The organism is Streptomyces sp. NPDC007863, assembly GCF_040633895.1.
GTDB lineage: Bacteria > Actinomycetota > Actinomycetes > Streptomycetales > Streptomycetaceae > Streptomyces.
On record NZ_JBEYEI010000009.1, the window covers coordinates 37,889 to 62,357 of the forward strand.

The following is a 24,469-nucleotide window of genomic DNA, read 5'->3' on the forward strand; positions in this document are numbered from 1 at the left end:
CATGACGTCCGGCCGGTCTACCGGAGCCGTCCCTCCCTCTTGAAGGCCATGGCGGCCCGCCCCTCGGCGCCCTTGCGCTTCCAGTCCTTGCGGATCTCGTTGCGCAGCCGGGCGTCGGTCTTGGCGACGAGCCGCTGGTTCTCCCGGAGCAGCTTGCGGTAGCTCTCCAGACGGCGCACGGAGAGCGTGCCCTCGTCGAGGGCGGCGGCCACCGCGCACCCGGGCTCGGACTCGTGGGAGCAGTCCGGGAAGCGGCAGTCGGCGGCCAGCTCCTCGATCTCCGCGAAGGTCTGCCCGACGCCGGCCTCGGCGTCCCACAGCCCGACCCCGCGCAGCCCCGGGGTGTCGATGAGCACGCCGCCTCCCGGCAGCACGAACAGGTTCCGGGTGGTCGTGGTGTGCCGTCCCTTGCCGTCCACGTCACGGGCCGCCTGGACGGTCATGACGTCCTCGCCGACGAGGGCGTTGGCGAGGGTGGACTTCCCGGCGCCGGAGACGCCGAGCAGGACGGTGGTGCCGCCGCCGACGACGGCCGAGAGCACGTCGACCCCCTCGCCGCTGGCGGAGCTGAGCGGCACCACCTCCACGCCGGGGGCGACGCCCTGGACGTCCTCGACGAGATGCGAGAGCACGACCGGGTCGGGCACCAGGTCGGCCTTGGACAGCACGATGGTGGGCAGGGCGCCGGACTCCCACGCGAGGGCGAGGAAGCGCTCGATCCTGCCGAGGTCCAGCTCGACGGCGAGCGAGACGGTGATGACGGCGTGGTCGACGTTGGCCGCGAGGATCTGCCCCTCGGACCGCTTGGACGACGTCGACCGCGCGAACGCGGTCCGCCGCGGCAGACAGGCCCGTACGTACCGGGGGTCGGCGGCACCCTCGGGATCGACGGCGGCCCAGTCCCCGGTGCAGACGACCCGCAGCGGATCGTGCGGCGTCACGAACGCCGTGTCGGCGCGCACGACCCCGTCGGCCGTGGCCACGTCGCACTGCCCCCGGTCGACCCGGACGACCCGCCCCGGGACGAGCCCCTGAGCGGCATACGGAGCGAAGGCCTCGGCCCAGCCGGAGTCCCAGCCGTGGGCGTCGAGGACGGAGGAGGAGAAAGAGGAAGAGGAGAGAGAAACGGAGGAAAGCGGGAAAGACAAGGGGAACCCTTCACAGGGTGGCCCCGGCGATGCGGTGAGTTCCGGTAGGGATCAGCCGGTGGCCACGGAGGTGTCGTGAACGAACTTCTGCGTGCGGGCAAGGCCCTTCGTGGCGACAGCCATCGGTCACACCTCCTGTGTCTTTCCTGGCGCACGTCGGACGTGCGGGGTCCGTCGGTCGCGGACGTCCGTCACCCTAGCCCGGGCCGCGCGGAGTGCGCCACGGGTTTTTCCGGTGTCCGATCCGTACAAGACGCGGACGCCCGGGCGGGCCCAGGATCGTGGCCATGAAGACACCTCGACTCGACCTCATCGGTCTGGTGGTCGCCGACATGGCCGCCTCGCTCGCCTTCTACCGGCGGCTCGGATTCGGCTTTCCCGAGGGGGCGGAGAAGGCGCCTCATGTGGAGGCGGTGCTGCCGGGCGGGCTCCGGGTGGCGTGGGACACGGAGGAGTCCGTGCGGTCCTTCGACCCGTCGTTCCGGCGGGGCGAGGGCAGCCGGGGGGAGCTGGCGTTCCGGTGTGACACGGCGGAGGAGGTGGACGCGGCCTACGCGGAGCTGACGGCGGCCGGGTACGCGGGGCACCTGGCGCCGTGGGACGCCGTCTGGGGGCAGCGGTACGCGGTGGTGACCGATCCGGACGGCTACGGGATCTCGCTGTTCGCCGACGTCCCGGTCGGCTCCGGGGCTCCCGGCGGCGCCTGACCGGCCGCCAGGCGCGCGTAGGCCCCGGGGGTGGTGTCCGCCAGGGCGCGGGTCTCGCGGGTGAGGTGGGCCTGGTCGGTGTAGCCGGCGCGGGCGGCGGTCTCGGCGGGCGGCAGGCCGGCCCTCAGGAGGGCCAGGGCGTGCTGGAGGCGGAGGACGCGGGCCAGGGTCCGGGGGCCGTAGCCGTAGGCGTCCAGGGCGAGTCGGTGGAGGCGGCGGGGTCCGAGGCCGAGGGCGTCGGCGGTCTCGCCGACCGGGCGGCCCGCGCGGAGGCGGGCGGTGACCGCGCGCAGCAGCGGGTCGGGCGGTCCGGTGCGGGCGGCGCGGCGGAGCGCGTACGCCTCCAGGGCCGCGGCGGGGTCGGGGGCCTCGTCGATCCGCTCGGCGAGCCGGCGGGCGGTGGCGCCGCCCCACAGGTCGGCGAGGTCCACGCGGCGGTCGCGGAGTTCGCGGGCGGGGACGCCCAGGAGGCGGGGGGCGTCGCCGGGGGCGAAGCGGAGGCCCTCGTACCGGGCGACGGGCTCCGTCGGGCGGTACGCGCGGGTGTCGGGGCCCGCGACGAGGAGACGGCCGTCGGCCCGGATGAGGTCCATGCAGCCGTCGGGGACGACGACCGCGCCGGAGACGACCGGGGCGGGCGCCGTCCGGGTCCACAGGACGGCGCCGGCGAGCCGGGCGGGACGTTCCTGGTACACCACTCCTCCCGTGTCCCCGGTCGGTCAGTCCTTCTCCCAGCCCGTGTGGAGGCGGGACTTCACGTCGTCCGGGGGGAGGAACTTGGACCAGCGTTCGGGGAACTCGGAGGGCATGTCGGGGTCGTCCTCGTCGACGTCCTCCGCCTCGGCGCGGATGCGGGCGACGAGTTCGGCGGCCTGGACGGCGCGGGCGCGTTCGTTGGCCTCGCGGGCGGCGGCGGTGGCGACGGAGGGCCAGACGCGGTCGATGGCCGCGTTGACCGCCGCGCCGACGAGGACGGCGAAGGCGGAGACGCCGATCCAGAGGAGGATCGCGATGGGGGCGGCCAGGGAGCCGTAGATGGTGGGGCCCTCGACCTGGCTCGTCAGGTAGATCCGGAGCAGGAAGCTGCCGAAGGCCCACATCGCGAGGGCGACGAGCGCGCCCGGGATGTCCTCGATCCAGGGTGACCGGACGGGGACGGAGACGTGGTACAGCGTCGTCAGGAAGGCGATGGAGAGCAGGATGACGGCCGGCCAGTACAGGACGGCGACGACGTCCGTGCCCCAGGGGACGAGTTCGACGACCCGGTCGGGGCCGACGACCGCGAGGGGCAGGACGACGGCTCCGATGAGCAGCGCCACGATGTAGAGGAGCAGGGCGAGGAGCCGGGTCTTGACGATGCCGCGGTGTCCGTCGAGGCCGTACATGACGGTGATGGTGTCGATGAAGACGTTCACCGCGCGGGAGCCGGACCACAGGGCGATGGCGAAGCCGAGCGAGATGAGTTCGGGCCGTTTCGCGCGGGTGATGTCGTCGAGGATCGGCTGGGCGATCTCGCCGACGCCCCGCTCGGAGAGGATCGTTCCGGCCGCGCGGAGGATGTTCTCCTCGATGCTGGCGACGGTGTCGGTGTTGGTCCAGTCGTCGGCGTAGCCGAGGACGGCGATCAGGCCGAGCAGGAGGGGTGGCAGGGACAGCAGGGTGAAGAAGGCGGCCTCCGCGGCGAGGCCGAGGATCCGGTACTCGATGCCCGAGTTGACGGTGTCCTTGAGGAGCAGCCAGACCATCTTCCGCTTCGAGACGTTGCGGTAGAGGACACGTGCCCGGTGGAGCCTGCTCCACGGGCGCCGCTCCGGCCGTTCGGGTGTTTCGCTTGCTGCCTGCACCTGCTTACCGTATCGGCATGGAAGCACCCTCCCGCACCGTCTCGGATCAGGCTCCGCCCCTGGTGGGGTACGACGTCTTCGGGGCCGATCGCGCGCTCGCCGAGGCGGTCGACCGCCACCTGCCCGCGGAGCTCCTCGACGGGGCCCGCGAGGAGCTGCGGGCGCTCGGCCGGGCGACCGGTTCGGAGCAGGTCCGGGAGTGGGGCGAGCAGGCGAACGCCTTCCCGCCGCGGCTGCGGACCCACGACCGCTACGGGCGGCGGATCGACGAGGTGGACTTCCATCCGGCCTGGCACCGGCTGCTCGGCAAGGCGGTGGCGGCGGGGCTGACGGACGCGTGGGACCGGCCGGGCGGGCACGTGCGGCGGGCCGCCGGGTTCCTGGTGGCGACGCAGGCGGAGGCCGGCGTCGGCTGCCCGGTGTCGATGACCCACGCGGCGGTGCCGGCGCTGCGGGCCGAACCGGAGGTCGCGGCGGTGTGGGAGCCGCTCGCGGTCTCCCGGGTGTACGAGCGGGAGTTGCGTCCGGTCGCCACGAAGGCGGGGGCGCTGCTGGGCATGGGGCTGACGGAGAAGCAGGGCGGCAGCGACCTGCGGGCGGTCACGACGTCGGCGCGGCCGCTGGCCGCCGACGGCGAGTACCTGCTGACGGGCCACAAGTGGTTCTGCTCGGCGCCGATGTCGGACGCCTTCCTGGTGCTCGCGCGGGCGCCCGGCGGGCTCACCTGTTTCCTGGTGCCGCGGGTCCTCGACGAAGGCTCGCGCAACGCGTTCGCGCTCCAGCGGCTCAAGGACAAGCTGGGCAACCGCTCGAACGCCTCGGCGGAGGTGGAGTTCGACGGGACGACGTGGGCGCGCCGGGTCGGCGAGGAGGGGCGCGGGCTGCGGACGGTCATGGGGATGGTGGCGGCGACCCGGCTGGACTGCGTGCTCGGCTCCGCGGCGCTGATGCGGCAGGCGGTGGCGCAGGCCGTGCACCACGCCTCGTACCGCTCGGCCTTCGGCGGGCCGCTGGCCGGCAAGCCGCTGATGCGGAACGTGCTGGCGGACCTGGCGGTGGAGTCGGAGGCGGCGACGGTGCTCGGGATGCGGCTCGCGGCGGCGTACGACGCCGGTACGGAGCGGGAGCGGGCGCTGCTGCGGATCGCGGTGCCGGCGGCGAAGTACTGGGTGACGAAGCGGTGCGTGCCGGTGGTGGCCGAGGCGCTGGAGTGCCTGGGCGGGAACGGGTACGTGGAGGAGTCCGGGATGCCCCGGCTGCTGCGGGAGTCGCCGCTGAACTCGGTGTGGGAGGGCGCGGGGAACATCCAGGCGCTCGACGTGCTGCGGGCGTTGCGGACGGAGCCGGCGTCGCTCGACGCGTACCTCCGGGAGGTCGGGGAGGCGCGCGGCGCGGACCCCCGCCTCGACCGGGCGATCCGCGGGGTCCTGACCGAGCTGGCCGATCTGGAGGGCGTGGAGGGGCGGGCCCGGCGCCTCGCGGAGCGGATGGCCCTGGTCCTCCAGGGCGCGCTGCTGGTCCGCTGGGCGCCGCCGGAGGTGGCGGACGCGTTCTGCGCGGGCCGGCTGGGCGGCGACTCGGGCGCGGCCTTCGGCACCCTGCCGCCCACGCTCGACCTGCGCGCGGTGGTGGAACGGGCCCGGCCGGTGGAGTGAAAAGGGAGGCCTGGCCGCGCGTACCAGGGGTGACCCGGCGGCGTGCGGGGCGGTACGCGCGGAAGGCGGGGGTGGTGCTGCGCCGACACGGCACCACCACCCGCCGTCATCACCCTCACGCACGGGGGCGGGCCGGGGCCAGAGTTGCAAAGGGTTGCAGGATTACCCGAACCGGGCTCCATGGAGGGCTTCCGGGCGGCACGATGGACCCTCGGCACTGCGAGCTGCGGCCCTGGAGGACAATTCGGACGGGCCGTACGGCGCTCATGACGCACCGGTCATCCGCCCGAGCACGGCAGAACCGATACGGCACACCGGGTGGCGGGAGGGACCGATGAACAACACGCGGCTCGACATGAAGCGGCTGTCCACCATGGACGCCGTCCAGGCGGCCCGGCTGCTGCACCGCGTGCGCGACGAGACCCTGGCGGGTCGTAGGCCTCCGATCGCGCCCCGCGCGGAGATCGACGCCTCCTGGCGGCGGATGGCCCGGCTCGGGCTCGACCCGGACCAGGGCACCAGCAGCGTGCTGCTCCGCCGCGACGAGCTGGAGCAGCGGCGGCGGAGCACCCTGCTCGCCGAGGTGATGCAGACGCTCAGCTCCGGGCTCGCCGGGATCGCCGACGCCTCGCTCCAGATCATGGTGGTCACCGACGAGCACGGCCGGATCCTCTGGCGCGAGGGCCACCCCTCGGTGATGCGGCAGGCGAACGGCATCTGCCTGGAGGAGGGCGCCGCCTGGGCCGAGGACGCCACCGGCACCAACGCGGTCGGCACCGCGCTCGCCACCCACCGGGCGGTGCAGGTCCACTCCGCCGAGCACTACGTGCAGTCGCTGCACAACTGGACCTGCGCGGCGGCGCCCGTCCACGACCCGCGCGACCAGCGGCTGCTCGGCGTCCTCGACGTCAGCGGGCCGGCCTCCACCTTCCACCCCTCGATGCTGGCCCTCGTCGGCTCGGTCGCCCGGCTCGCCGAGGCGGAGCTGCGCGAGCGGCACCGGTCGACGATCGAGCGGCTGCGGGCGGTGGCCGCGCCGATCCTCTGCCGGGTGGGCGGCCGGGCCGTCGCCGTGGACGTCCACGGCTGGACCGCCGCCGTGACCGGCCTCGCCCCGATGGACCGGATCACCCTGCCGAAGGCGCCGGCCGCCGGCCGGGTCTGGCTGCCGTCGCTGGGGATGTGCACGGTGGAGCCGCTGCCGGGCGGCTGGCTGCTGCGGGTGGAGGAGGACACGGCGACGGCCGGTACGGAGTCGGGGGCGGCGAGCCGGGTGGTGCTGGACCTGAGCCGGCCGCGCCGCTGGACGGTGGCGGTCTCGGGGGCGGCGGGGAGCTGGCAGCAGGAGCTGAGCCCGCGCCACGCGGAGCTGCTCTACCTGCTCGCCCTGCACCCGGACGGCCGGACGGCGGCCGATCTGGCGGAGGACGTGTTCGGGGACCGGACGAGGACGGTGACCGTCCGGGCCGAGATGTCCCGGGTGCGGCGGACCCTCGCCGGGGTCCTGGCGCACCGCCCGTACCGCTTCCGCGAGGAGATCGCGGTGGAGGTGCGGCGCCCGGAGCACCCGGACGACCTCCTTCCCCATTCGACGGCTCCGGCGGTCCGGGCGGGGATCGGGGTCTGAGAGCGGATCCGCCGCCCCTTGCGGCCGCCGCGCCCTCCGGCCGCCGCCCCTTCCGGCCGCCGATCGACCCCCGCCCGTCCACATGCTGGACAGCATGTCCGGTGCAACCCCGGCGGCCCTGGGGCGACCCCCGGGCGACCCGGGGGGGGTGACGGTCCCGACCCCCGATCCCCCTGGGAATCCCGCGCTCCGCATGATGCGATAAGGGGCATGAGCATCACTCTCACCACCTGGTCCCTGGAACAGACCTCGCCGGACGACCTGCGTCCGGCCCGGGTCCCCGAGGGCGACGACATCGTCGTCCGCCGGGCCGAGGTCCCCTCCCCCGAGTTCAGCCGCTTCCTCTATACCGCGGTCGGCGGCGACATCCACTGGGCCGACCGGCTGTCGCTCTCGTACGCGCAGTGGAAGGAGATAGCGGAGAGGCCGGGCGCCGAGATCTGGGTGGCCTACGACCGGGGGACGCCGGCCGGGTACGTGGAGTTCGACCCGCAGGACGACGGGGTCGTCGAGATCGTCTACTTCGGCCTGATCGCCGCCTTCCGGGGCCGCGGCATCGGCGGCCACCTGCTCTCCGAGGGCATCCGGCGCGCCTGGGACCTGGCCGAGCGCTGGCCGGACCGGGAGCCCACGAAGCGGGTCTGGCTGCACACCTGCTCGCTGGACGGGCCGCACGCCATGGCCAACTACGAGCGCCGCGGCTTCCGCCTCTTCGACACGAAGACGGAGACGGCCGAGGAGACCGAGACGCCCGGGCCGTGGCCGGGGGCGCGGGCCTGACCGTCCGTCGGTTCGCCGTAATCCGCCGCGATCCGCCGCGAGAGGGGCCCTGAACAGGGCCCCTTTTGCGTGACCCAGACCACACCGTCTCGCCAGGCGAGACATTCATGTCCACATAGCGGACGAAGCTGGACTGGGTCCAAAGTCCCGTGACACGCTTCCGCCATGCCTGGAACTGGAACTGCCTTGGTGAGTCGGCGGCACGTCGACCTCGGCCGCATGTCCAGCGCCATCTGTCCGGCGCGCTGAGCAAGCCAGCACTGCCGCCCCTCCCTCTCTGCCCGACCCTGCTGCGCACCGTCGCGCCACTCTCTGTCCCGCGCGCGAGTGTGCAGGTCAGAGCCGCCCTCTCGCAGTCCCGAAGGACAAGACGCCATGGCCGCCACCCCGGAAAACCCCACTCCCGCCGCCGCCCGACGCAAGACCGGGCGCCACCGTGGCGAGGGTCAGTGGGCCGTGGGGCACTTCACCCCCCTGAACGGCAATGAGCAGTTCAAGAAGGACGACGACGGTCTCAACGTGCGGACACGCATTGAGACGATCTACTCCAAGCGTGGATTCGACTCGATCGACCCCAACGACCTGCGTGGCCGCATGCGCTGGTGGGGCCTCTACACCCAGCGGAAGCAGGGACTCGACGGCACCAAGACCGGCGTCCTGGAGCCGGAGGAGCTGGACGACGAGTACTTCATGCTCCGCGTCCGCATCGACGGCGGCCGGCTGACCACGCGGCAGCTCCGGGTGATCGGCGAGATCTCCGAGGAGTTCGCCCGCGGCACCGCCGACATCACGGACCGGCAGAACGTCCAGTACCACTGGATCCGGATCGAGGACGTCCCCGAGATCTGGAACCGCCTGGAGGCGGTCGGGCTCTCCACCACCGAGGCGTGCGGCGACACCCCGCGCGTCATCCTCGGCTCGCCGGTGGCCGGCATCGCCGAGGACGAGATCATCGACGGCACCCCCGCCATCGACGAGATCCAGCGCCGGATCGTCGGCAACAAGGACTTCTCCAACCTGCCCCGCAAGTTCAAGTCCGCCGTCTCCGGCTCGCCGCTCCTCGACGTGGCGCACGAGATCAACGACATCTCCTTCGTCGGCGTCGTCCACCCGGAGCACGGCCCCGGCTTCGACGTCTGGGTCGGCGGCGGCCTCTCCACCAACCCCAAGCTCGGCGTCCGCCTGGGCGTCTGGGCCTCCCTGGACGAGGTCCCCGACGTCTACGAGGGCGTCATCTCGATCTTCCGCGACTACGGCTACCGCCGGCTGCGCAACCGCGCCCGCCTGAAGTTCCTCGTCGCCGACTGGGGCCCGGAGAAGTTCCGCCAGGTCCTGGAGGACGAGTACCTCAAGCGGAAGCTGACCGACGGCCCCGCCCCGGCGGAGCCGGCCGGCCGCTGGCGCGACCACGTCGGTGTGCACCGGCAGAAGGACGGCAACTTCTACGTCGGCTTCGCCCCGCGCGTCGGCCGCGTGGACGGCCCCACCCTCACCAAGATCGCCGAGCTGGCGGAGGCGCACGGCTCCGGCCGGGTGCGCACCACCGCCGAGCAGAAGATGATCGTCCTCGACGTCGTCGAGTCGCAGGTCGACTCGCTCGTCGCCGCCCTGGAGGCGCTCGACCTGCGGGTCACGCCGTCGCCGTTCCGGCGCGGCACGATGGCCTGCACCGGCATCGAGTTCTGCAAGCTGGCGATCGTCGAGACCAAGGGCCGCGGCTCCGCGCTCATCGACGAACTGGAGCGCCGCCTCCCGGACTTCGACGAGCCGCTGACCATCAACATCAACGGCTGCCCGAACGCCTGCGCCCGCATCCAGGTCGCGGACATCGGCCTCAAGGGCCAGCTGGTCCTGGACGACGACGGCAACCGCGTCGAGGGCTACCAGGTCCACCTGGGCGGCGCCCTCGGCCTGGAGGCCGGCTTCGGCCGCAAGGTCCGCGGCCTCAAGGTCACCTCGGCCGAGCTGCCCGACTACGTGGAGCGCGTCCTCACCCGCTACCGGGCGGAGCGCGAGGACGGCGAGCGCTTCGCCACCTGGGCGGCCCGCGCCTCCGAGGAGGCCCTTTCGTGAGCGCGGCGAGCGAAACGAGGAGCACCGCATGAGCGAGCGCGCCGCCCCGTTCTTCTGCCCGTACTGCGGCGACGAGGACCTGCGTCCGAACGAGCAGGGTCACGGCGCCTGGGAATGCGCCGCGTGCAGTCGAGCCTTCCAGCTGAAGTTCCTGGGGCTCCTCGCCCCGGCGACTTCGAGCAACACCACTGGAGGGGAAGACATATGACGATCACTCAGGTCACCGCGGAGACCACCGACGCCGAGCTGAAGGCGCTCGCCGAGCAGGCCGGCCGCGACCTGGAGGACGCCTCCGCGCTGGAGATCCTCCAGTGGGCCACGGCCACCTTCGGCCCGACGTTCTGCGTCACCTCCTCCATGGAGGACGCGGTCGTCGCCCACCTCGCCTCCCGCGCCCTGCCCGGCGTGGACGTCGTCTTCCTCGACACCGGCTACCACTTCGAGGAGACGATCGGCACCCGTGACGCCGTCGAGGCCGTCATGGACGTCCACGTCATCACCCTGACCCCGCGTCAGACCGTGGCCGAGCAGGACGCCGAGTACGGCCCGAAGCTGCACGACCGCGACCCCGACCTGTGCTGCGCGCTGCGCAAGGTCCAGCCGCTCCAGGAGGGGCTGACCGCGTACACCGCGTGGGCGACCGGCCTGCGCCGCGACGAGTCCCCGACCCGGGCGAACACCCCGGTGGTCGGCTGGGACGAGAAGCGCCGCAAGGTGAAGGTCTCCCCGATCGCCCGCTGGACGCAGGACGACGTCGACGCGTACGTGGCGGAGTTCGGCGTCCTCACCAACCCGCTCCTCATGGACGGTTACGCCTCCGTCGGCTGCGCGCCCTGCACTCGCCGCGTCGAGGCGGGCGAGGACGCCCGCGCCGGCCGCTGGGCCGGACGCGCCAAGACCGAATGCGGGCTGCACGGCTGATGACCACCCCCGACACCCCCCTGGAGACCCCCGTGACCGGTGCCACCGTCTGGCTCACCGGCCTGCCGAGCGCCGGCAAGACCACGATCGCCTACGAGCTGGCCGGCCGGCTGCGCGAGGCGGGCCGCCGCGTCGAGATCCTCGACGGCGACGAGATCCGCGAGTTCCTCTCCGCGGGCCTCGGCTTCTCCCGCGAGGACCGGTTCACCAACGTGCAGCGGATCGGCTTCGTCGCCGAGCTGCTCGCCTCGCACGGCGTGACCGTCCTCGTCCCGGTGATCGCCCCGTACGCCGACAGCCGCGAGGCGGTCCGCAAGCGCCACGAGGCCGAGGGCACCGCCTTCGTCGAGGTCCACGTGGCCACCCCGGTCGAGGTCTGCTCGGTCCGTGACGTCAAGGGCCTGTACGCCAAGCAGGCGGCGGGCGAGATCGCCGGCCTGACCGGCGTCGACGACCCGTACGAGGCCCCCGAGGCCCCCGATCTCCGGATCGAGTCCCAGAACCAGACCGTGCAGGAGTCCGCGGCGCAGCTCCACGCGCTGCTCACCGAGAGGGGTCTCGCATGACGACCGTCGCTCATGCCCACGAGGAGACGGACAGCCCGTTCGCGCTGTCGCACCTCGACTCGCTGGAGTCCGAGGCCGTCCACATCTTCCGTGAGGTGGCGGGGGAGTTCGAGCGGCCGGTGATCCTCTTCTCCGGCGGCAAGGACTCCATCGTCATGCTGCACCTGGCGCTGAAGGCCTTCGCCCCGGCGCCGGTCCCCTTCACGCTGCTGCACGTCGACACCGGGCACAACTTCCCCGAGGTCATCGAGTACCGCGACCGCGTGGTCGCCGAGCACGGGCTGCGGCTGCACGTCGCGTCCGTGCAGGAGTACATCGACCGCGGCGCCCTGAAGGAGCGCCCGGACGGCACCCGCAACCCGCTCCAGACGGTGCCGCTGACCGAGGCGATCCAGCAGCACCGCTTCGACGCCGTCTTCGGCGGCGGCCGGCGCGACGAGGAGAAGGCCCGCGCCAAGGAGCGGGTGTTCTCGCTGCGCGACGAGTTCTCGCAGTGGGACCCGCGCCGCCAGCGCCCCGAGCTGTGGCAGCTGTACAACGGCCGGCACGCCCCCGGCGAGCACGTCCGGGTCTTCCCGCTGTCCAACTGGACCGAGCTGGACGTCTGGCAGTACATCCAGCGGGAGGGGATCGAGCTCCCCGAGATCTACTTCGCCCACGAGCGCGAGGTCTTCGCCCGCAGCGGCATGTGGCTGACGGCCGGCGAGTGGGGCGGCCCGAAGGAGACCGAGACGGTCGAGAAGCGGCTCATCCGCTACCGCACGGTCGGCGACATGTCCTGCACCGGCGCCGTCGACTCCGACGCCACCACGCTCGACGCCGTCATCGCCGAGATCGCCGCCTCCCGCCTCACCGAGCGGGGCGCCACCCGCGCCGACGACAAGATGTCCGAGGCCGCGATGGAAGACCGCAAGCGCGAAGGGTACTTCTAACCATGAGCACGTCCACCGAGCAGCCGGCCGCCGAGCTGGCCGCCACCACCCTGCTGCGCTTCGCCACCGCCGGCTCCGTCGACGACGGCAAGTCCACCCTGGTCGGCCGCCTCCTGCACGACTCCAAGTCGGTCCTCGCCGACCAGCTGGAGGCCGTGGAGCACGCCTCGCGTTCGCGCGGCCAGGAGGCGCCGGACCTGGCGCTGCTCACCGACGGCCTGCGGGCCGAGCGGGAGCAGGGCATCACGATCGACGTGGCGTACCGCTACTTCGCGACCCCGCGCCGGCGGTTCATCCTCGCCGACACCCCGGGGCACGTGCAGTACACCCGGAACATGGTCACGGGCGCCTCGACGGCCGAGCTGGCCGTGGTCCTCGTCGACGCCCGCAACGGCGTCGTCGAGCAGACCCGCCGGCACGCCGCCGTCGCCGCCCTGCTCCGCGTCCCGCACGTGGTCCTGGCCGTGAACAAGATGGACCTCGTCGAGTACGCGGAGCCCGTCTTCGCCGCGATCGCCGAGGAGTTCACCACGTACGCCTCCGAGCTCGGCGTCCCGGAGATCACCGCGATCCCGATCTCGGCGCTCGCCGGGGACAACGTGGTGGAGCCGTCCGCGAACATGGACTGGTACGGCGGCCCCACCGTCCTGGAGCACCTGGAGACCGTCCCGGTCAGCCACGACCTGACGGCCTGCCACGCCCGCTTCCCCGTGCAGTACGTGATCCGTCCGCAGACGGCCGAGCACCCCGACTACCGGGGCTACGCGGGCCAGATCGCGGCCGGCGCCTTCCGGGTCGGCGAGGAGATCACGGTCCTGCCCTCGGGCAAGACCTCCACGATCACCGCGATCGACGCGCTGGGCGAGCCGGTGGACATCGCCTGGGCCCCGCAGTCGGTGACGATCCGGCTCGCCGACGACATCGACATCTCGCGCGGCGACCTGCTCGCCCCGCGCGCCGACGCCCCGGCGACCAGCCAGGACGTCGAGGCGACGGTCTGCCACGTGGCGGACCAGCCGCTCACCGTCGGCCAGCGGGTGCTGCTCAAGCACACCACCCGCACGGTCAAGGCGATCGTCAAGGAGATCCCGTCCCGGCTCACCCTGGACGACCTCTCCCAGCACCCGGAGCCCGGACGCCTCGTCGCCAACGACATCGGCCGGGTGAAGGTCCGCACGGCGGAGCCGCTGGCCCTTGACGCGTACGCCGACTCCCGCCGGACCGGTTCGTTCCTGCTGATCGACCCGGCCGACGGCACCACGCTCGCGGCGGGCATGGCGGGCGAGTCCTTCGCCACCGCCAAGGCCGTCGTGGCCACCGAGGACGAGGAAGGCTGGGACTTCTGACCATGGATCAGGACTTCTACGGCTCTTTCGCGAAGGAAGGGGGCCGGGTGGGTTCCGGCGCCCTCGGCGCAGGCAGGGGAGGTGTCGCGCGATGTGCGTGCTGACCGCCTCCGCGCACGGCTGTCGCCGTGCGACGACGCTCCACCCGCACCGCCGCAAACGCAGACCAGAAACCCACTGAACCGAGGGGAATACCTCCCGTGCCTGCCACCTTCCGCACCACCCCGCTCCGCGGCCTCGCAACCGCCGCCACGCTGACGCTGCTGATCGGCGCGCTCGCCTCGTGCGGCTACGGCTCCCAGGCCAAGAACGACAAGGAACAGGTGGCGGCGACGGGCGAGAAGCTCTCCGCCGACTCCGTACGGCTCGGGTACTTCCCCAACCTGACCCACGCCACCGCCCTGGTGGGTCATCAGGAGGGCATCTTCCAGAAGGAGCTGGGCGGCACGAAGCTGGACGTCTCCACGTTCAACGCCGGCCCCTCCGAGATCGAGGCGCTCAACGCCGGCTCGATCGACATCGGCTTCATCGGCCCCTCCCCGGCGATCAACGGCTACACCAAGTCCAAGGGGAGCAACCTCCGCATCATCGGCGGCTCCGCCTCCGGCGGCGTCAAGCTGGTGGTGAACCCGGAGAAGATCAAGACCCTGGCCGACGTCAAGGGCAAGCGGATCGCGACCCCGCAGCTCGGCAACACCCAGGACGTCGCCTTCCTCAACTGGATCTCCGAGCAGGGCTGGAAGGTCGACGCCCAGAGCGGCAAGGGCGACGTCTCCGTCTTCCGCACCGACAACAAGGTGACCCCGGACGCCTACAAGTCCGGCTCCATCGACGGCGCGTGGGTCCCGGAGCCGACCGCCTCCAAGCTCGTCAGCGAGGGCGCCAAGGTCCTCCTCGACGAGGCGTCGCTGTGGCCGGACGACAAGTTCGTCATCACCAACATCATCGTCTCGCAGACGTTCCTCAAGGAGCACCCGGACGTGGTGGAGGCCGTGCTGCGCGGCTCGGTGAAGACCAACGCCTGGATCAACGCCAACCCGGAGAAGGCGAAGGAGTCGGCCAACTCCAAGCTGAAGGAGCTGTCCGGCAAGCCGCTCGGCGCCAAGGTCATCGACGGCGCCTGGCCGTCGATCCGGTTCACGAACGACCCGCTGGCCGCCACCCTCCAGGCCCAGGCCGACCACGCGGTGAAGGCCGGTCTCCTGGAGCAGCCCGACCTCAAGGGCATCTACGACCTGACGGCGCTCAACAAGGTCCTCAAGGCCGAGGGACAGCCCGAGGTCGCCGACGCCGGGCTCGGCGTCAAGTAACCAGCCAACCGCTGCTACCCAGGAGGTGACGACCATGGCCACGCCCACGACGCTCGCCAAGGCCGAGGACCGCGCGACCACCACCGGTCACGCCGCGCGCCTCGCGCACGTCTCCAAGTCCTTCGGCGGCCCCGCCGGCGGCCAGCTCGTCCTGGACGACATCTCCCTCGATGTCGCCCCCGGCGAGTTCGTCACCCTTCTGGGAGCCTCGGGCTGCGGAAAGTCCACCCTGCTCAACCTGGTCGCCGGGCTCGACCGGCCGTCCGCGGGGTCCATCGAGACCCCCGGCGGCCGGCCGGCCCTGATGTTCCAGGAGCACGCCCTCTTCCCGTGGCTGACCGCCGGGAAGAACGTCGAGCTGGCCCTGAAGCTGCGCGGGCTGCCGAAGGCGGAGCGCCGCCCGGAGGCCGAGCGGCTGCTCGAACTGGTCCGGCTCGGCGGCGCGTACGGCAAGCGGGTCCACGAACTGTCCGGCGGCATGCGGCAGCGCGTGGCGCTGGCCCGCGCCCTCGCGCAGGCCAGCGACCTGCTCCTGATGGACGAGCCGTTCGCCGCGCTCGACGCCATCACCCGGGACGTGCTCCACGACGAGCTCACCCGGATCTGGCGGGAGACGAACCTCTCCGTCCTCTTCGTCACCCACAACGTGCGCGAGGCCGTGCGGCTGGCCGAGCGCGTCGTCCTCCTCTCCTCCCGGCCCGGCCGGATCGCCCGGGAGTGGACCATCGACATCCCGCAGCCGCGCCGCATCGAGGACGCCGCCGTGGCGGAACTGTCCGTCGAGATCACCGAAGAACTGCGTGGGGAGATCCGCCGCCATGGCCAGCACTGAGACACCCGTCCGCAAGGGCGACGACCTCGCGGGCCTGGAGGCCGGACTCGACGCGCTGGACAGCGTGCAGATCCGCCGCACCCCGGTGCGCGAGGTGCTCCTGAAGAAGGTACTGCCGCCGGTCCTGGCGGTCGTGCTCGTCCTCGCGCTGTGGCAGCTGCTCGTCACCCTGGAGGTCACCGACGCGGGCAAGCTGCCCTCGCCCGGCGCCGTCTGGGCCAGCCTGGAGACGATGTGGCTGGAGGGCACCCTCCTGGAGGTGCTGTGGACCAGCGTCTCCCGCGCCCTCCTCGGCTTCCTGCTCGCCCTGGCGATCGGCACCCCGCTGGGGCTGCTCGTCGCCCGGGTGGGCGTGATCCGCACCGCGATCGGCCCGATCCTGGCCGGCCTCCAGTCGCTGCCGTCGGTGGCCTGGGTGGCGCCGGCCGTCCTCTGGCTCGGCCTCAACGACTCGATGATGTACGCGGTGATCCTGCTGGGCGCCGTCCCGTCCATCGCCAACGGCCTGGTGGCCGGCGTCGACCAGGTGCCGCCGCTCTTCCTGCGGGCCGGGCGGACGCTCGGCGCGACCGGGCTCAAGGGCGCCTGGCACATCGTGATGCCGGCCGCGCTGCCCGGCTACCTCGCGGGCCTCAAGCAGGGCTGGGCGTTCTCCTGGCGTTCGCTGATGGCCGCCGAGATCATCGCCTCCTCCCCCGACCTGGGCCTCGGCCTCGGCCAGCTCCTGGAGAACGGCCGCAACAACTTCGACATGCCGGGGATCTTCCTCGCGATCTTCCTCATCCTGCTCGTCGGCATCGCGATCGACCTGCTCTTCTTCAGCCCGCTGGAGCGCGCGGTGCTGCGCCGCCGCGGCCTGCTCGTGAAGGCCTGATCCCATGCGTACGTCCCCGTCCCTCCTCGTCATCGCCCACGGCAGCCGCGACCCGCGGCACGCGGCGACCGTCCAGGCGCTGGTGCGCCGGGCCGGCGCGCTGCGGCCGGGGGCGCGGGTGGAGACCGCGTTCCTGGACTTCAACCTGCCGTCGGTGGCGGGCGTCCTGGACCGGCTCGCCGCCGAGGGGGTGAGGGACGTGGTGGCGCTGCCGCTGCTGCTGACCCGGGCCTTCCACGCGAAGGCCGACATCCCCGCCGTCCTGCGCCAGGCCCCCGCTTCCCTGCGGATCCGCCAGGCGGAGGTCCTGGGCCCGTCCCCGCTGCTCCTCGCGACGGTGGAACGGCGCCTGTACGAGGCCGGGCTCACGCCCGCCGACAAGAGCACCACCGGGGTCGTCCTGGCCTCGGCGGGCTCCACAGACCCGGAGGCGATCGCGGCGATCGCAGAAACGGCGCGGGAGCTGCGGCGCACCGGTTGGTGCTCCGTGCGACCCGCGTTCGCCTCCGCATCCCTTCCCCGGACCGGGGACGCGGTCCGCGCCCTGCGCGCCGAACGGGGCGTCCGCCGCGTGGCGGTGGCCCCGTACGTGATCGCCCCCGGCCGGCTCCCCGACCGCATCGCCGCCGGCGCGGCGGAGGCCGACGTCCTGGCCGACGTCCTCGGCCCCTCCCCCGAACTCGCCGCCCTCCTCGTCGACCGCTACGAGGAGGCCCTGCGCGCCCCGGAGCGCCTGGCGGTCGCGGCCGGCTAGCCGGCCGCGGTCATCTCCACCAGTTTCCGGACGGTGTTCCAGTTGCGGGCGGTGGCGACCAGGCCCTTGGTGAGCGACGGGCGCATCACGGCCTCGGCGAGCTTGGAGCGGCCGAGGCCGTCCGGCGTGTAGAGGTACATCACGCGGTCGCCGAGGGCGAAGGACTCCGGGGCGAAGGCTTCGGCGTCGACGGCGGCGAAGCGGTCGGGGGTGACCGGGGCGGAGTAGTAGACGGCGTGCAGCTGCTTGCCCTCCAGGCCGGCCGCCGGGAAGGGGCAGGCCTCGGCGACGGCGGTCAGATAGGCGCCGTCGCGGACCAGGCAGTCGCAGGTGAAGCCGAAGCGCCGCTCGATGGCCTGTTCGACTGCGGTGGCGAGGGTCTCCTCGGAGGCGGGCCCGTCGGTGGTGAAGACGGCGTTGCCGCTCTGGAGGTAGGTGCGGACGTCGCGGTGGCCGAGGCCTTCGAGGAGTTCGCGCAGCTCGGCCATGGGCAGCTTGCGGTGACCGCTCACGTTGATGCCGCGGAGGAGGAGCGCGTACGTCGTGGTCATGTGCCCCACCTTAGGGGCCACCGCGCCTCGTGGGGGGCGGCGCGGTGGCCGGTTCGAACCCTTCCCGATGGGCGGGCGGGAGGGGAAGGGTCGTCACGGAGTTGTGACTTATCAAACAAGGTTTCGTAATGACGGGCGGTGCGGCCAGGGGTGGGAGACTTCGGGCTAAGACGTACCACCGGGTAGGGAGAGAGTGATGGACGAGGCGAGGGCGCGGGAGATCCTGGCGGCGGCGGGGCTCGCGGCCGGCGGGGCACGGCTCCTCGCGCTGGGCGAGAACGCGGTCTTCGCGGTGGACGGCCTGGTCGTGAAGGTGGGCCGGTCCGCCGAGCTGTTCGAGCGGGCGGAGCGCGAGGTCGCGCTGGCCGGCTGGCTCGCGGAGGCCGGGGTGCCGGCGGTGCGGGCGGCGGAGAAGGAGCCGCGCCTCGTCGAGGGGCATCCGCTGACCTTCTGGCACCCGCTGCCGGAGGCCGTCCGCCCGGCCGAGCCGCGCGACCTGGCGCCGCTGTTGCGGGCGGTGCACGCGCTGCCCGAGCCGACGGGCCTCGTGCTGCCCCGGCGGGAGCTGCTGGGCGGGGTGGAGCGGTGGCTGCGGCTGGCCGGGGAGGCGATCGACCCGGCGGACGCGGCCTTCCTGCGGGAGCGGCGGGACTCCTTCGCCCCGGCGGCGGCCGCGCTCACCCCGCGTCTCGCCCCCGGCCCGATCCACGGCGACGCCCTGCCGCGCAACGTGCAGGTGGGTCCCGACGGGCCGGTCCTGATGGACCTGGAGACCTTCTCCTCCGATCTGCGCGAGCACGACCTGGTGGTGCTCGCGCTCTCCCGGGACCGGTACGGCCTGGACCCGGCCGCCTACGACGCCTTCACCGAGGCGTACGGCTGGGACGTGCGGGAGTGGGAGGGGTGCGCGGTCCTGCGCGGGGCGCGCGAGACCGCGAGCTGCGCCTGGGTGGCCCAGCACGCGCCGCACAACCCGAAGGCGCTGGCCGAGTTCGAGCGGCGGGTGGCGTCGCTGCGGGAGGGCGATCCCGAGGTCCGCTGGTATCCGTTCTGACCGGTTCCCGTCGCCCTACCGACTGGTACGCGTTCCGCCGGGGCTGCCATCATGATCTCTGGTGAACCGGCCGACGGGAACGGGGTGTTGTGATGCGCGTGCAGCTGTCCGAAGTGAGTCTCGACGTCGAGGTGAGCGGCGAGGGGCCGGTGGTCCTGCTCCTGCACGGCTTCCCCGACAGCCACCGCCTGTGGCGCCATCAGGTGGCGGCGCTGAACGCCGCGGGCTACCGGACGGTCGCCCCCACGCTGCGCGGCTTCGGCGGTTCGGACCGTCCGGAGGGCGGCCCGGAGGCGTACCACCCGGCGAAGCACGTCGGCGACATGCTGGAGCTGCTCGCGCACCTGGAGGTGGACCGCTTCCACCTGGTCGGCCACGACTGGGGGTCCGGCGTCGCGCAGGGGCTCGCCTCGACGGTCCCCGACCGGGTGCGGAGCCTGGGCCTGCTGTCGGTGGGGCACATCACGGCGGTCCGGGGCGCGGGCTGGGAGCAGAAGCAGCGCTCCTGGTACATGCTGCTGTTCCAGCTGGCCGGGCTGGCGGAGGACTGGCTCTCGCGGGACGACTACGCCCAGATGCGGGAGATGCTGGCCGAGCACCCGGACGCGGAGCCGGTCATCGAGACGCTGCGGGCGCCGGGGGCGCTCACGGCGGCCCTGAACATCTACCGCTCGGGCTTCCCGGCGGAGGCGCAGTTCGCCCCGGACCTTCCGGTGCCGCCGCTGCCGGCCGGCGTGCCGGTCATGGGCGTGTGGTCGACCGGGGACCGCTTCCTCACCGAGCGCTCGATGGAGCGGACGGCCGACGCGGTCGGCCACACCTGGCGGTACGAGCGGGTCGAGGACGCGGGCCACTGGTTCCCGTTGGACCGGCCGCAGGCCGTGAACGATCTGCTGCTGTCGTTCCTGAAGGAGAACGCCTGACCCGAGCGAGGCCGACGGGCCCCCGTCAGGGGGTCACGGCCACCGGCTCGCCGCGCAGGGGCCAGACCGGGTCGACGACCGCGTCCTGCTCGCCCTTGCGCCGCAGGAAGTCCTGGAAGTTCTCGGCCCAGGCGCGGTACCAGCCGATCTGCCGGTCGTGCAGTTCGGCCGGGTCGAGGGCGGCGACCTGCGGGTGCCGCTCGGCTATCGCGAGGGCGACCCGGACGGCGGCGAGGGCGTCGGCGGACGCCTGGTGGGCGCTGGTGAGCTCCACGCCGTACTCGCCGCAGACCGCTTCCAGGGTCCGCTTGCCGCGCCGGTAGCGGTCGACGGCCCGGTCGATGGTGTACGGGTCGAGGACGGGGCCGATGCCGGTGCCGCCCATCCGCTCGGCGAGCGAGGGCAGTCCGTGCCGGCGCAGCTCGGCGGAGAGCAGGGTGAGGTCGAAGGAGGCGTTGTACGCGACGACCGGGACGCCCTGGGTCCAGTACCGGGTCAGGGTGTCGGCGACCTCGTCGGCGACCTCGCGGACCGGGCGGCCCTCGGCGGCGGCGCGCTCGCTGCTGATGCCGTGGATGGCCGAGGCCTGTTCGGGGATGCGGACGCCGGGGTCGGCGAGCCAGTCCCGCTGCGCGGCCACCGCGCCGCGGCGGACCTCGACGATCGACGCGGTGACGATGCGGGATTCGAGCGGGTCCGTTCCCGTCGTCTCCAGGTCGAAGCCGACCAGTGCTTCCCCATGCCAGGCCATCGGGTCCTCCTTACGTGATCTCCCCCGTGGTGCTCACACCCTCGCACGCGCCTCTGACAACGCGGCCGAGGGGGCGGGGCACCGGGGCTCTCCCGGGAACGGGGCGCTCTCAGGAAACGGGCCGGGAGTCCAGCCAGACGGACTCGAACTCCTCCCGGTAGGTCTCGAAGAGTCCGTGGTCCGCGTCACGTCCGGGGGTGTCGTGGCGGACGACGGTGCGGCCGCCGCCGCGCAGGACGAGGACGGGGGCCTCCATGCCGCGGGCCCTGCGCAGGTAGGACTGGACGACGCCGACGCCGTCGGGGCCGTCGCCGTCGACGAGGTAGGCGGTGAAGCGGGGGGTCTCGTCGAAGACGTGGATCTGGAAGGCGTCGGGGTCGCGGAGCTTGGAGCGGACCCGGCGCATGTGCAGGATGTTCATCTCGACGGAGCGGCTCAGCTCGCCCTTGCGGATGCCGAGCTCCCGCTCGCGGCGCTTGACGGCGCTGCTGGCGGGGTTGAGGAAGAGGAGCCGTATCCGGCAGCCGGACTCGGCGAGGCGGACCATGCGGCGGCCGGAGAAGTTCTGCACGAGCAGGTTCAGGCCTATGCCGGTGGCGTCGAGGCGGCGGGCGCCGCCGAAGAGGTCCTCGGCGGGCAGCTGGCGCTGGAGCCGGACGCGGTCGGGGTGGACGGAGACGACGTCGGCGTACCGGTCGCCGACGAGGTCCTCGACGGCGTCGACGGGGAGCCGGTCGGCGGAGGGGACGCCGGCGCCGCTGCCGAGGATCTCCAGGATGCGGGCGGAGGCCCGTTCGGCCTGGGCGAGGACGGTGGGCGAGAGGGCCCGGTTGCGGGAGACGACGTTGCGGGTCACCTCCAGTTCGTCGAGGGCGAGTTCGACCTCGCGCCGGTCGTCGAAGTAGGGCTCGAAGCAGGGCCAGTGCTGGACCATCAGCTCGCGGAGCTGGGGCAGGGTGAGGAAGGAGAGGACGTTGTCGTCGGCCGGGTCGAGGAGGTAGCCCTTGCGGCGGGAGACCTCGCGGACGGCGACGGCCCGGCGGACCCATTCCTGGCCTGCCGGGCCGGCCGCGGCGACGACCCACTCGTCGCCGTGGACGGGCTCGTAGACGGGCCGGAGGACGGCGGCGACGACGGCCCGCATCCGCTGTTCGACGAGATTGAGCCAGATGTAGGCGCGGCCCGCGCGCTGGGCGCGGGTGCGGACCTCGCCCCAGGCCTCGGCGCCCCAGTCGAGCTCGGCGCCGATCTCCACGGGGCGGGCCACCGCGACCGCGCCGGGGGGTGCGGCCTGGCCCGTGGGGAGGATCACCGTGGGCGGTTCCTCCCCGGGGTCGGCCGGTCCCCCCTCGTGACCCGCGTCACCTGGGGGCAGCTCAAGGCCTCCCGAGCTCACCCGCGCACCGCCTTCTGCTCTGGACGCCCGTCCCGATTCTTCCGACAAGATCAAGGAAGGGTACTCCGCGAGCGGGAGGCGGTGCAGCAGGATCGGTCGGCGGCTTGCTCAACTCCGGGTGTCCGGCTGTCCGTTCTGGGAGGCGAGATCGGACGGAGTGAGGGGATTCATAGCGGTTACGTCCCGGGGTGCGAGCTGGAAGCCCTGCCAGTGGACGGGCATGGGCTGCTGGTCCTCGTCCCGGGCGACGTGGTGGAACCCGATGTTGACCCAGACGGTCGGACGGGTCAGCGTCTCCCCGTTCACCCACTTGTCCACGCTGTCGCCGGCGCCGGCCGGGCAGTTGCCGATGTTGTTGCTGGCGTACTGCTCGCAGGCGCGGGACTGGGTGAAGTAGACGTCGTGCCGGGTGAAGCCGCGGCCGGCGTGGGTGTCGGTGTGGCCGGGGACGATCTCGTAGCTGCGGGCGTGGCCGTCGGCGTTCTTGCCGGTGCCGCTGACCACCCGCCACCAGCGCATGTTCTTCGCGTCGCCCGCGAGTTCCTTGGTCACGGTGGTGCGCTTGGTGTGGACGGTGGGGCTGCCCTCGCCGGCGGGCGGGGTGACGGTGGAGTCGTACTGCTCGACGCGGTCCCGGCCGCCGTCGAGGCCGAAGTCGAGCTTCCAGAAGACGTTGTGGGCGTGGCTGGTGGCGTAGCCGCGGGCGCCCTTGCCGATGGGCCAGCCCCGGCCGTCGGTGGCGTTGTAGTCGACGGGCGAGAGGCTGCCGGTGGCGCCGACGTTGGCGCCTATGGTGCCGTCGGAGGAGAAGCGCCACTCGGAGATGTACTCGTACCAGCCGACCTTGTTGACGGTGTAGACCAGGAGGTCCTTGGCCTGGGCCTGGTAGACGCCGGCGCCGGAGTCGCTGGCCATGCGGTAGGCGTGGCCGCGGGCGCGGGTGGTGGTGCACAGGCCCTTGACGGTGCCGACCTCGGGGACCTTGACGGAGGAGAGGGTGCCGCCGGGGCATTCGGCGGGCTTGAGGTCCTGCAGGCCCCAGCCGAAGCCGGCGCCGGTGAGGTCGTCGTACTCGGCGCCGCCGTCGTCGTACGGCACGTGGATCTGGGCGAGGCGGGCGGTGGTGAGGACGCGGACCGGGGCGCCGCCGGGCGGCTGGTAGGTGACCCGGTCGAGGATCAGGCCGGCGTCGGTGCTGTAGCGCCAGCACATCTCCCAGGAGGCTCCGCCGTCGAGCTTCGTGGTGATGCGGTGGGCGGGCGAGCAGACGGCGGAGGCCGGGGGCCTGTCGGGGGTGGGCCGGGGTCCGGGTGTCGGCGGCGGGGTGGGCGTCGGCGCGGGTGCCGCGGCGGCGGTGGCGGTGCCGAGGAACGCGGTGGCCGCGAGGGCGGCGAGGATCCCCCTGGCTCGCCGGTGGTGCGGGCGGGTCATGCGGTCGGTACTCCTTGCGTACGGCCCCGGCGGGCGGGGCGGGTGGCAAAGCGGCGGGCGGCGGTGGTCAGCCGACGCGGACGACGTTCTTCGCGGAGAGGTCGACGATCAGGTTCCGGGTGTCGATCCAGGCGCCGTTGCGGACCTTGGTGACGAGCCGGACGCAGCGGTGCTCGCCGCAGCGGGAGAGCGCCTCGGGGACGTTCTTCTCGCGGTAGGTGCGGTAGACGTCGCCGTTGAACCAGAGCTGGTCGGCGCTGGTGAGTTCGGTGCCGGTGGCGTCCCGGTAGTCCTCCTTGACGCCCTTGCCGAGGGGGCTCGCGAGGATCAGTTCGAGGGCGGCGCGCAGTTCCTCGGGGTGGGCCGAGGGCTGCACCCCGCGCCGGGCCGCGGTGGTCTCGACCTTGCCCGTGGCCAGGTCGACGGTCCGGGTGACGAGCTCGTCGCGGGCGTAGTCGTAGAAGCGGACCCGGGCGCGGCGGTCGGTCTCCCGGCCGGGCTCCGGGTCGGCGAGTTCGGTGCCGAGGTGCTGCGGGCGGCCCCGGTCGCCGTCGACGTCCTGCCGGGCGGCGGAGTCGGCGGGGCCGAGCGCGAGCTCCCGGGCCCGGGCCAGTTCGTCGTCGGTGAGCGGATCGGTGCCGGTGCCCCGCGCCCCCTCGGCGGCGGGCGGGGCGACGGTGGCGGGGGCGAGCGCGGCGGCCCCCCGGCCGCCCGTTCCCTCCGCGCCCCCGGCGCCGTCCGTCCCCTCCGCGCCCGGGGCGCCGTCCGCCGCCGCGCTCCCGGAGCCGGCCGCGCGGCCGGCGGGCGTGTCCTCCGCCCCGGCCGTGCCCGGCAGGCTGATCGCGACCGCGACGGCGGTGCCCGTCACCGCCATGGCCGCTCCGGCCACCACCTTCCCCAGGTGGCGGCGCACTATTTCGTACACATTTCCCCCTCTATCCCCCGCTTGGTCTGCGGTCACCCGGTAGGACGGGGCGGGTTCCCGCGAGGTTGC

At 73.2% G+C, this 24,469-nt stretch carries 25 protein-coding genes; 17 read left to right on the forward strand and 8 right to left on the reverse strand.

Annotated elements, in window-relative coordinates; all coding sequences use genetic code 11:
* Positions 1–17 precede the first annotated feature (17 nt).
* Positions 18–1,148: a ribosome small subunit-dependent GTPase A gene (rsgA, locus tag ABZ621_RS16005; RefSeq protein WP_360604756.1), complete on the reverse strand. Its 1,131-nt coding sequence runs from the start codon at positions 1,146–1,148 to the stop codon at positions 18–20.
* Positions 1,149–1,435: 287 nt separating this feature from the next.
* On the opposite strand from rsgA, the gene ABZ621_RS16010 reads away from it, so the two are divergent.
* Positions 1,436–1,855 (forward strand): VOC family protein, encoded by a 420-nt coding sequence (locus tag ABZ621_RS16010; protein WP_360604758.1) that lies wholly within the window; start codon positions 1,436–1,438, stop codon positions 1,853–1,855.
* Here ABZ621_RS16010 and ABZ621_RS16015 read toward each other — a convergent pair.
* Entirely contained in the window at positions 1,795–2,550 is a 756-nt protein-coding gene (locus tag ABZ621_RS16015) for a helix-turn-helix transcriptional regulator (protein WP_360604760.1), read from the reverse strand. The genes ABZ621_RS16010 and ABZ621_RS16015 overlap by 61 nt on opposite strands.
* A 24-nt stretch (positions 2,551–2,574) precedes the next feature.
* The gene (locus ABZ621_RS16020) at positions 2,575–3,699 is read right to left on the reverse strand and encodes a YihY/virulence factor BrkB family protein (protein ID WP_360604762.1); all 1,125 of its coding nucleotides are present in this window, start codon (positions 3,697–3,699) and stop codon (positions 2,575–2,577) included.
* A gap of 17 nt (positions 3,700–3,716) precedes the next feature.
* Between ABZ621_RS16020 and ABZ621_RS16025 the strand changes: the two genes are divergently transcribed.
* The 14 genes from ABZ621_RS16025 to ABZ621_RS16090 all read left to right on the forward strand — a co-directional run bounded on the left by ABZ621_RS16025 (position 3,717) and on the right by ABZ621_RS16090 (position 17,369).
* Positions 3,717–5,354 (forward strand): acyl-CoA dehydrogenase family protein, encoded by a 1,638-nt coding sequence (locus tag ABZ621_RS16025; RefSeq protein WP_360604764.1) that lies wholly within the window; start codon positions 3,717–3,719, stop codon positions 5,352–5,354.
* 334 nt (positions 5,355–5,688) lie between these two features.
* Positions 5,689–6,981: a GAF domain-containing protein gene (locus ABZ621_RS16030; RefSeq protein ID WP_360604766.1), complete on the forward strand. Its 1,293-nt coding sequence runs from the start codon at positions 5,689–5,691 to the stop codon at positions 6,979–6,981.
* Between the two features lie 210 nt (positions 6,982–7,191).
* Complete coding sequence (locus ABZ621_RS16035) at positions 7,192–7,761, forward strand: GNAT family N-acetyltransferase (protein ID WP_360604768.1); 570 nt, start codon at positions 7,192–7,194, stop codon at positions 7,759–7,761.
* Between the two features lie 165 nt (positions 7,762–7,926).
* A complete protein-coding gene (locus ABZ621_RS16040) occupies positions 7,927–8,010 on the forward strand; it encodes a putative leader peptide (protein WP_311136957.1) in 84 nt (27 codons plus the stop codon).
* Between the two features lie 126 nt (positions 8,011–8,136).
* Positions 8,137–9,834, forward strand: a complete 1,698-nt coding sequence (locus ABZ621_RS16045) for a nitrite/sulfite reductase (protein ID WP_360604770.1) — start codon at positions 8,137–8,139, stop codon at positions 9,832–9,834.
* 28 nt (positions 9,835–9,862) lie between these two features.
* A complete protein-coding gene (locus tag ABZ621_RS16050) occupies positions 9,863–10,042 on the forward strand; it encodes a hypothetical protein (protein WP_360604772.1) in 180 nt (59 codons plus the stop codon).
* The gene (locus ABZ621_RS16055) at positions 10,039–10,755 is read left to right on the forward strand and encodes a phosphoadenylyl-sulfate reductase (protein ID WP_360604774.1); all 717 of its coding nucleotides are present in this window, start codon (positions 10,039–10,041) and stop codon (positions 10,753–10,755) included. The genes ABZ621_RS16050 and ABZ621_RS16055 overlap by 4 nt, the downstream gene beginning before the upstream one ends.
* Complete coding sequence (cysC, locus tag ABZ621_RS16060) at positions 10,737–11,321, forward strand: adenylyl-sulfate kinase (protein WP_360604776.1); 585 nt, start codon at positions 10,737–10,739, stop codon at positions 11,319–11,321. The genes ABZ621_RS16055 and cysC overlap by 19 nt, the downstream gene beginning before the upstream one ends.
* Entirely contained in the window at positions 11,318–12,253 is a 936-nt protein-coding gene (gene cysD / locus ABZ621_RS16065; protein ID WP_360604778.1) for a sulfate adenylyltransferase subunit CysD, read from the forward strand. The genes cysC and cysD overlap by 4 nt, the downstream gene beginning before the upstream one ends.
* A 2-nt stretch (positions 12,254–12,255) precedes the next feature.
* Complete coding sequence (locus ABZ621_RS16070; RefSeq protein ID WP_360604780.1) at positions 12,256–13,599, forward strand: GTP-binding protein; 1,344 nt, start codon at positions 12,256–12,258, stop codon at positions 13,597–13,599.
* A 200-nt stretch (positions 13,600–13,799) separates the two neighbouring features.
* On the forward strand, positions 13,800–14,909 hold the full coding sequence (locus ABZ621_RS16075; protein ID WP_360604782.1) for an aliphatic sulfonate ABC transporter substrate-binding protein: 1,110 nt from the start codon (positions 13,800–13,802) through the stop codon (positions 14,907–14,909).
* 34 nt (positions 14,910–14,943) lie between these two features.
* A complete protein-coding gene (locus ABZ621_RS16080; RefSeq protein ID WP_360604784.1) occupies positions 14,944–15,741 on the forward strand; it encodes an ABC transporter ATP-binding protein in 798 nt (265 codons plus the stop codon).
* Positions 15,728–16,615 (forward strand): ABC transporter permease subunit, encoded by an 888-nt coding sequence (locus tag ABZ621_RS16085; protein WP_360604786.1) that lies wholly within the window; start codon positions 15,728–15,730, stop codon positions 16,613–16,615. Before ABZ621_RS16080 ends, ABZ621_RS16085 begins: the two co-directional genes overlap by 14 nt.
* Before the next feature lie 4 nt (positions 16,616–16,619).
* Positions 16,620–17,369: a sirohydrochlorin chelatase gene (locus ABZ621_RS16090; protein WP_360604788.1), complete on the forward strand. Its 750-nt coding sequence runs from the start codon at positions 16,620–16,622 to the stop codon at positions 17,367–17,369.
* Here the strand turns inward: ABZ621_RS16090 and ABZ621_RS16095 are convergent.
* On the reverse strand, positions 17,366–17,920 hold the full coding sequence (locus ABZ621_RS16095; RefSeq protein WP_360604790.1) for a DUF1697 domain-containing protein: 555 nt from the start codon (positions 17,918–17,920) through the stop codon (positions 17,366–17,368). The genes ABZ621_RS16090 and ABZ621_RS16095 overlap by 4 nt on opposite strands.
* Positions 17,921–18,116: 196 nt before the next feature.
* On the opposite strand from ABZ621_RS16095, the gene ABZ621_RS16100 reads away from it, so the two are divergent.
* Positions 18,117–18,974: an aminoglycoside phosphotransferase family protein gene (locus ABZ621_RS16100; RefSeq protein WP_360604792.1), complete on the forward strand. Its 858-nt coding sequence runs from the start codon at positions 18,117–18,119 to the stop codon at positions 18,972–18,974.
* A gap of 92 nt (positions 18,975–19,066) precedes the next feature.
* Positions 19,067–19,897: an alpha/beta hydrolase gene (locus tag ABZ621_RS16105; protein WP_360604794.1), complete on the forward strand. Its 831-nt coding sequence runs from the start codon at positions 19,067–19,069 to the stop codon at positions 19,895–19,897.
* A gap of 25 nt (positions 19,898–19,922) precedes the next feature.
* Here the strand turns inward: ABZ621_RS16105 and ABZ621_RS16110 are convergent, their stop codons facing one another.
* The 4 genes from ABZ621_RS16110 to ABZ621_RS16125 all read right to left on the reverse strand — a co-directional run bounded on the left by ABZ621_RS16110 (position 19,923) and on the right by ABZ621_RS16125 (position 24,400).
* Positions 19,923–20,648, reverse strand: a complete 726-nt coding sequence (locus ABZ621_RS16110) for a 3'-5' exonuclease (protein ID WP_360604796.1) — start codon at positions 20,646–20,648, stop codon at positions 19,923–19,925.
* 109 nt (positions 20,649–20,757) lie between these two features.
* Positions 20,758–22,044, reverse strand: coding sequence for an SAV2148 family HEPN domain-containing protein (locus ABZ621_RS16115; protein ID WP_360604798.1), 1,287 nt, complete (start codon positions 22,042–22,044; stop codon positions 20,758–20,760).
* 108 nt (positions 22,045–22,152) lie between these two features.
* Entirely contained in the window at positions 22,153–23,475 is a 1,323-nt protein-coding gene (locus ABZ621_RS16120) for a copper amine oxidase (protein WP_360604800.1), read from the reverse strand.
* A gap of 67 nt (positions 23,476–23,542) precedes the next feature.
* Complete coding sequence (locus ABZ621_RS16125) at positions 23,543–24,400, reverse strand: Tat pathway signal sequence domain protein (protein ID WP_360604802.1); 858 nt, start codon at positions 24,398–24,400, stop codon at positions 23,543–23,545.
* Positions 24,401–24,469 lie beyond the last annotated feature (69 nt).

What these genes read in the sequence shown, in the direction of transcription:
- ABZ621_RS16035 (WP_360604768.1), top strand. Translation starts at nt 7,192, where the DNA reads ATGAGCATCACTCTCACCACCTGGTCCCTGGAACAGACCTCGCCGGAC.
- ABZ621_RS16050 (WP_360604772.1), top strand. Translation starts at nt 9,863, where the DNA reads ATGAGCGAGCGCGCCGCCCCGTTCTTCTGCCCGTACTGCGGCGACGAG.
- ABZ621_RS16090 (WP_360604788.1), top strand. Translation starts at nt 16,620, where the DNA reads ATGCGTACGTCCCCGTCCCTCCTCGTCATCGCCCACGGCAGCCGCGAC.
- ABZ621_RS16080 (WP_360604784.1), top strand. Translation starts at nt 14,944, where the DNA reads ATGGCCACGCCCACGACGCTCGCCAAGGCCGAGGACCGCGCGACCACC.
- ABZ621_RS16095 (WP_360604790.1), bottom strand. Translation starts at nt 17,920, where the DNA reads ATGACCACGACGTACGCGCTCCTCCTCCGCGGCATCAACGTGAGCGGT.
- ABZ621_RS16085 (WP_360604786.1), top strand. Translation starts at nt 15,728, where the DNA reads ATGGCCAGCACTGAGACACCCGTCCGCAAGGGCGACGACCTCGCGGGC.
- ABZ621_RS16070 (WP_360604780.1), top strand. Translation starts at nt 12,256, where the DNA reads ATGAGCACGTCCACCGAGCAGCCGGCCGCCGAGCTGGCCGCCACCACC.
- ABZ621_RS16040 (WP_311136957.1), top strand. Translation starts at nt 7,927, where the DNA reads ATGCCTGGAACTGGAACTGCCTTGGTGAGTCGGCGGCACGTCGACCTC.
- ABZ621_RS16100 (WP_360604792.1), top strand. Translation starts at nt 18,117, where the DNA reads ATGGACGAGGCGAGGGCGCGGGAGATCCTGGCGGCGGCGGGGCTCGCG.
- cysC (WP_360604776.1), top strand. Translation starts at nt 10,737, where the DNA reads ATGCGGGCTGCACGGCTGATGACCACCCCCGACACCCCCCTGGAGACC.
- ABZ621_RS16110 (WP_360604796.1), bottom strand. Translation starts at nt 20,648, where the DNA reads ATGGCCTGGCATGGGGAAGCACTGGTCGGCTTCGACCTGGAGACGACG.
- ABZ621_RS16030 (WP_360604766.1), top strand. Translation starts at nt 5,689, where the DNA reads ATGAACAACACGCGGCTCGACATGAAGCGGCTGTCCACCATGGACGCC.
- ABZ621_RS16045 (WP_360604770.1), top strand. Translation starts at nt 8,137, where the DNA reads ATGGCCGCCACCCCGGAAAACCCCACTCCCGCCGCCGCCCGACGCAAG.
- ABZ621_RS16105 (WP_360604794.1), top strand. Translation starts at nt 19,067, where the DNA reads ATGCGCGTGCAGCTGTCCGAAGTGAGTCTCGACGTCGAGGTGAGCGGC.
- ABZ621_RS16010 (WP_360604758.1), top strand. Translation starts at nt 1,436, where the DNA reads ATGAAGACACCTCGACTCGACCTCATCGGTCTGGTGGTCGCCGACATG.
- ABZ621_RS16025 (WP_360604764.1), top strand. Translation starts at nt 3,717, where the DNA reads ATGGAAGCACCCTCCCGCACCGTCTCGGATCAGGCTCCGCCCCTGGTG.
- cysD (WP_360604778.1), top strand. Translation starts at nt 11,318, where the DNA reads ATGACGACCGTCGCTCATGCCCACGAGGAGACGGACAGCCCGTTCGCG.
- ABZ621_RS16055 (WP_360604774.1), top strand. Translation starts at nt 10,039, where the DNA reads ATGACGATCACTCAGGTCACCGCGGAGACCACCGACGCCGAGCTGAAG.
- ABZ621_RS16120 (WP_360604800.1), bottom strand. Translation starts at nt 23,475, where the DNA reads ATGACCCGCCCGCACCACCGGCGAGCCAGGGGGATCCTCGCCGCCCTC.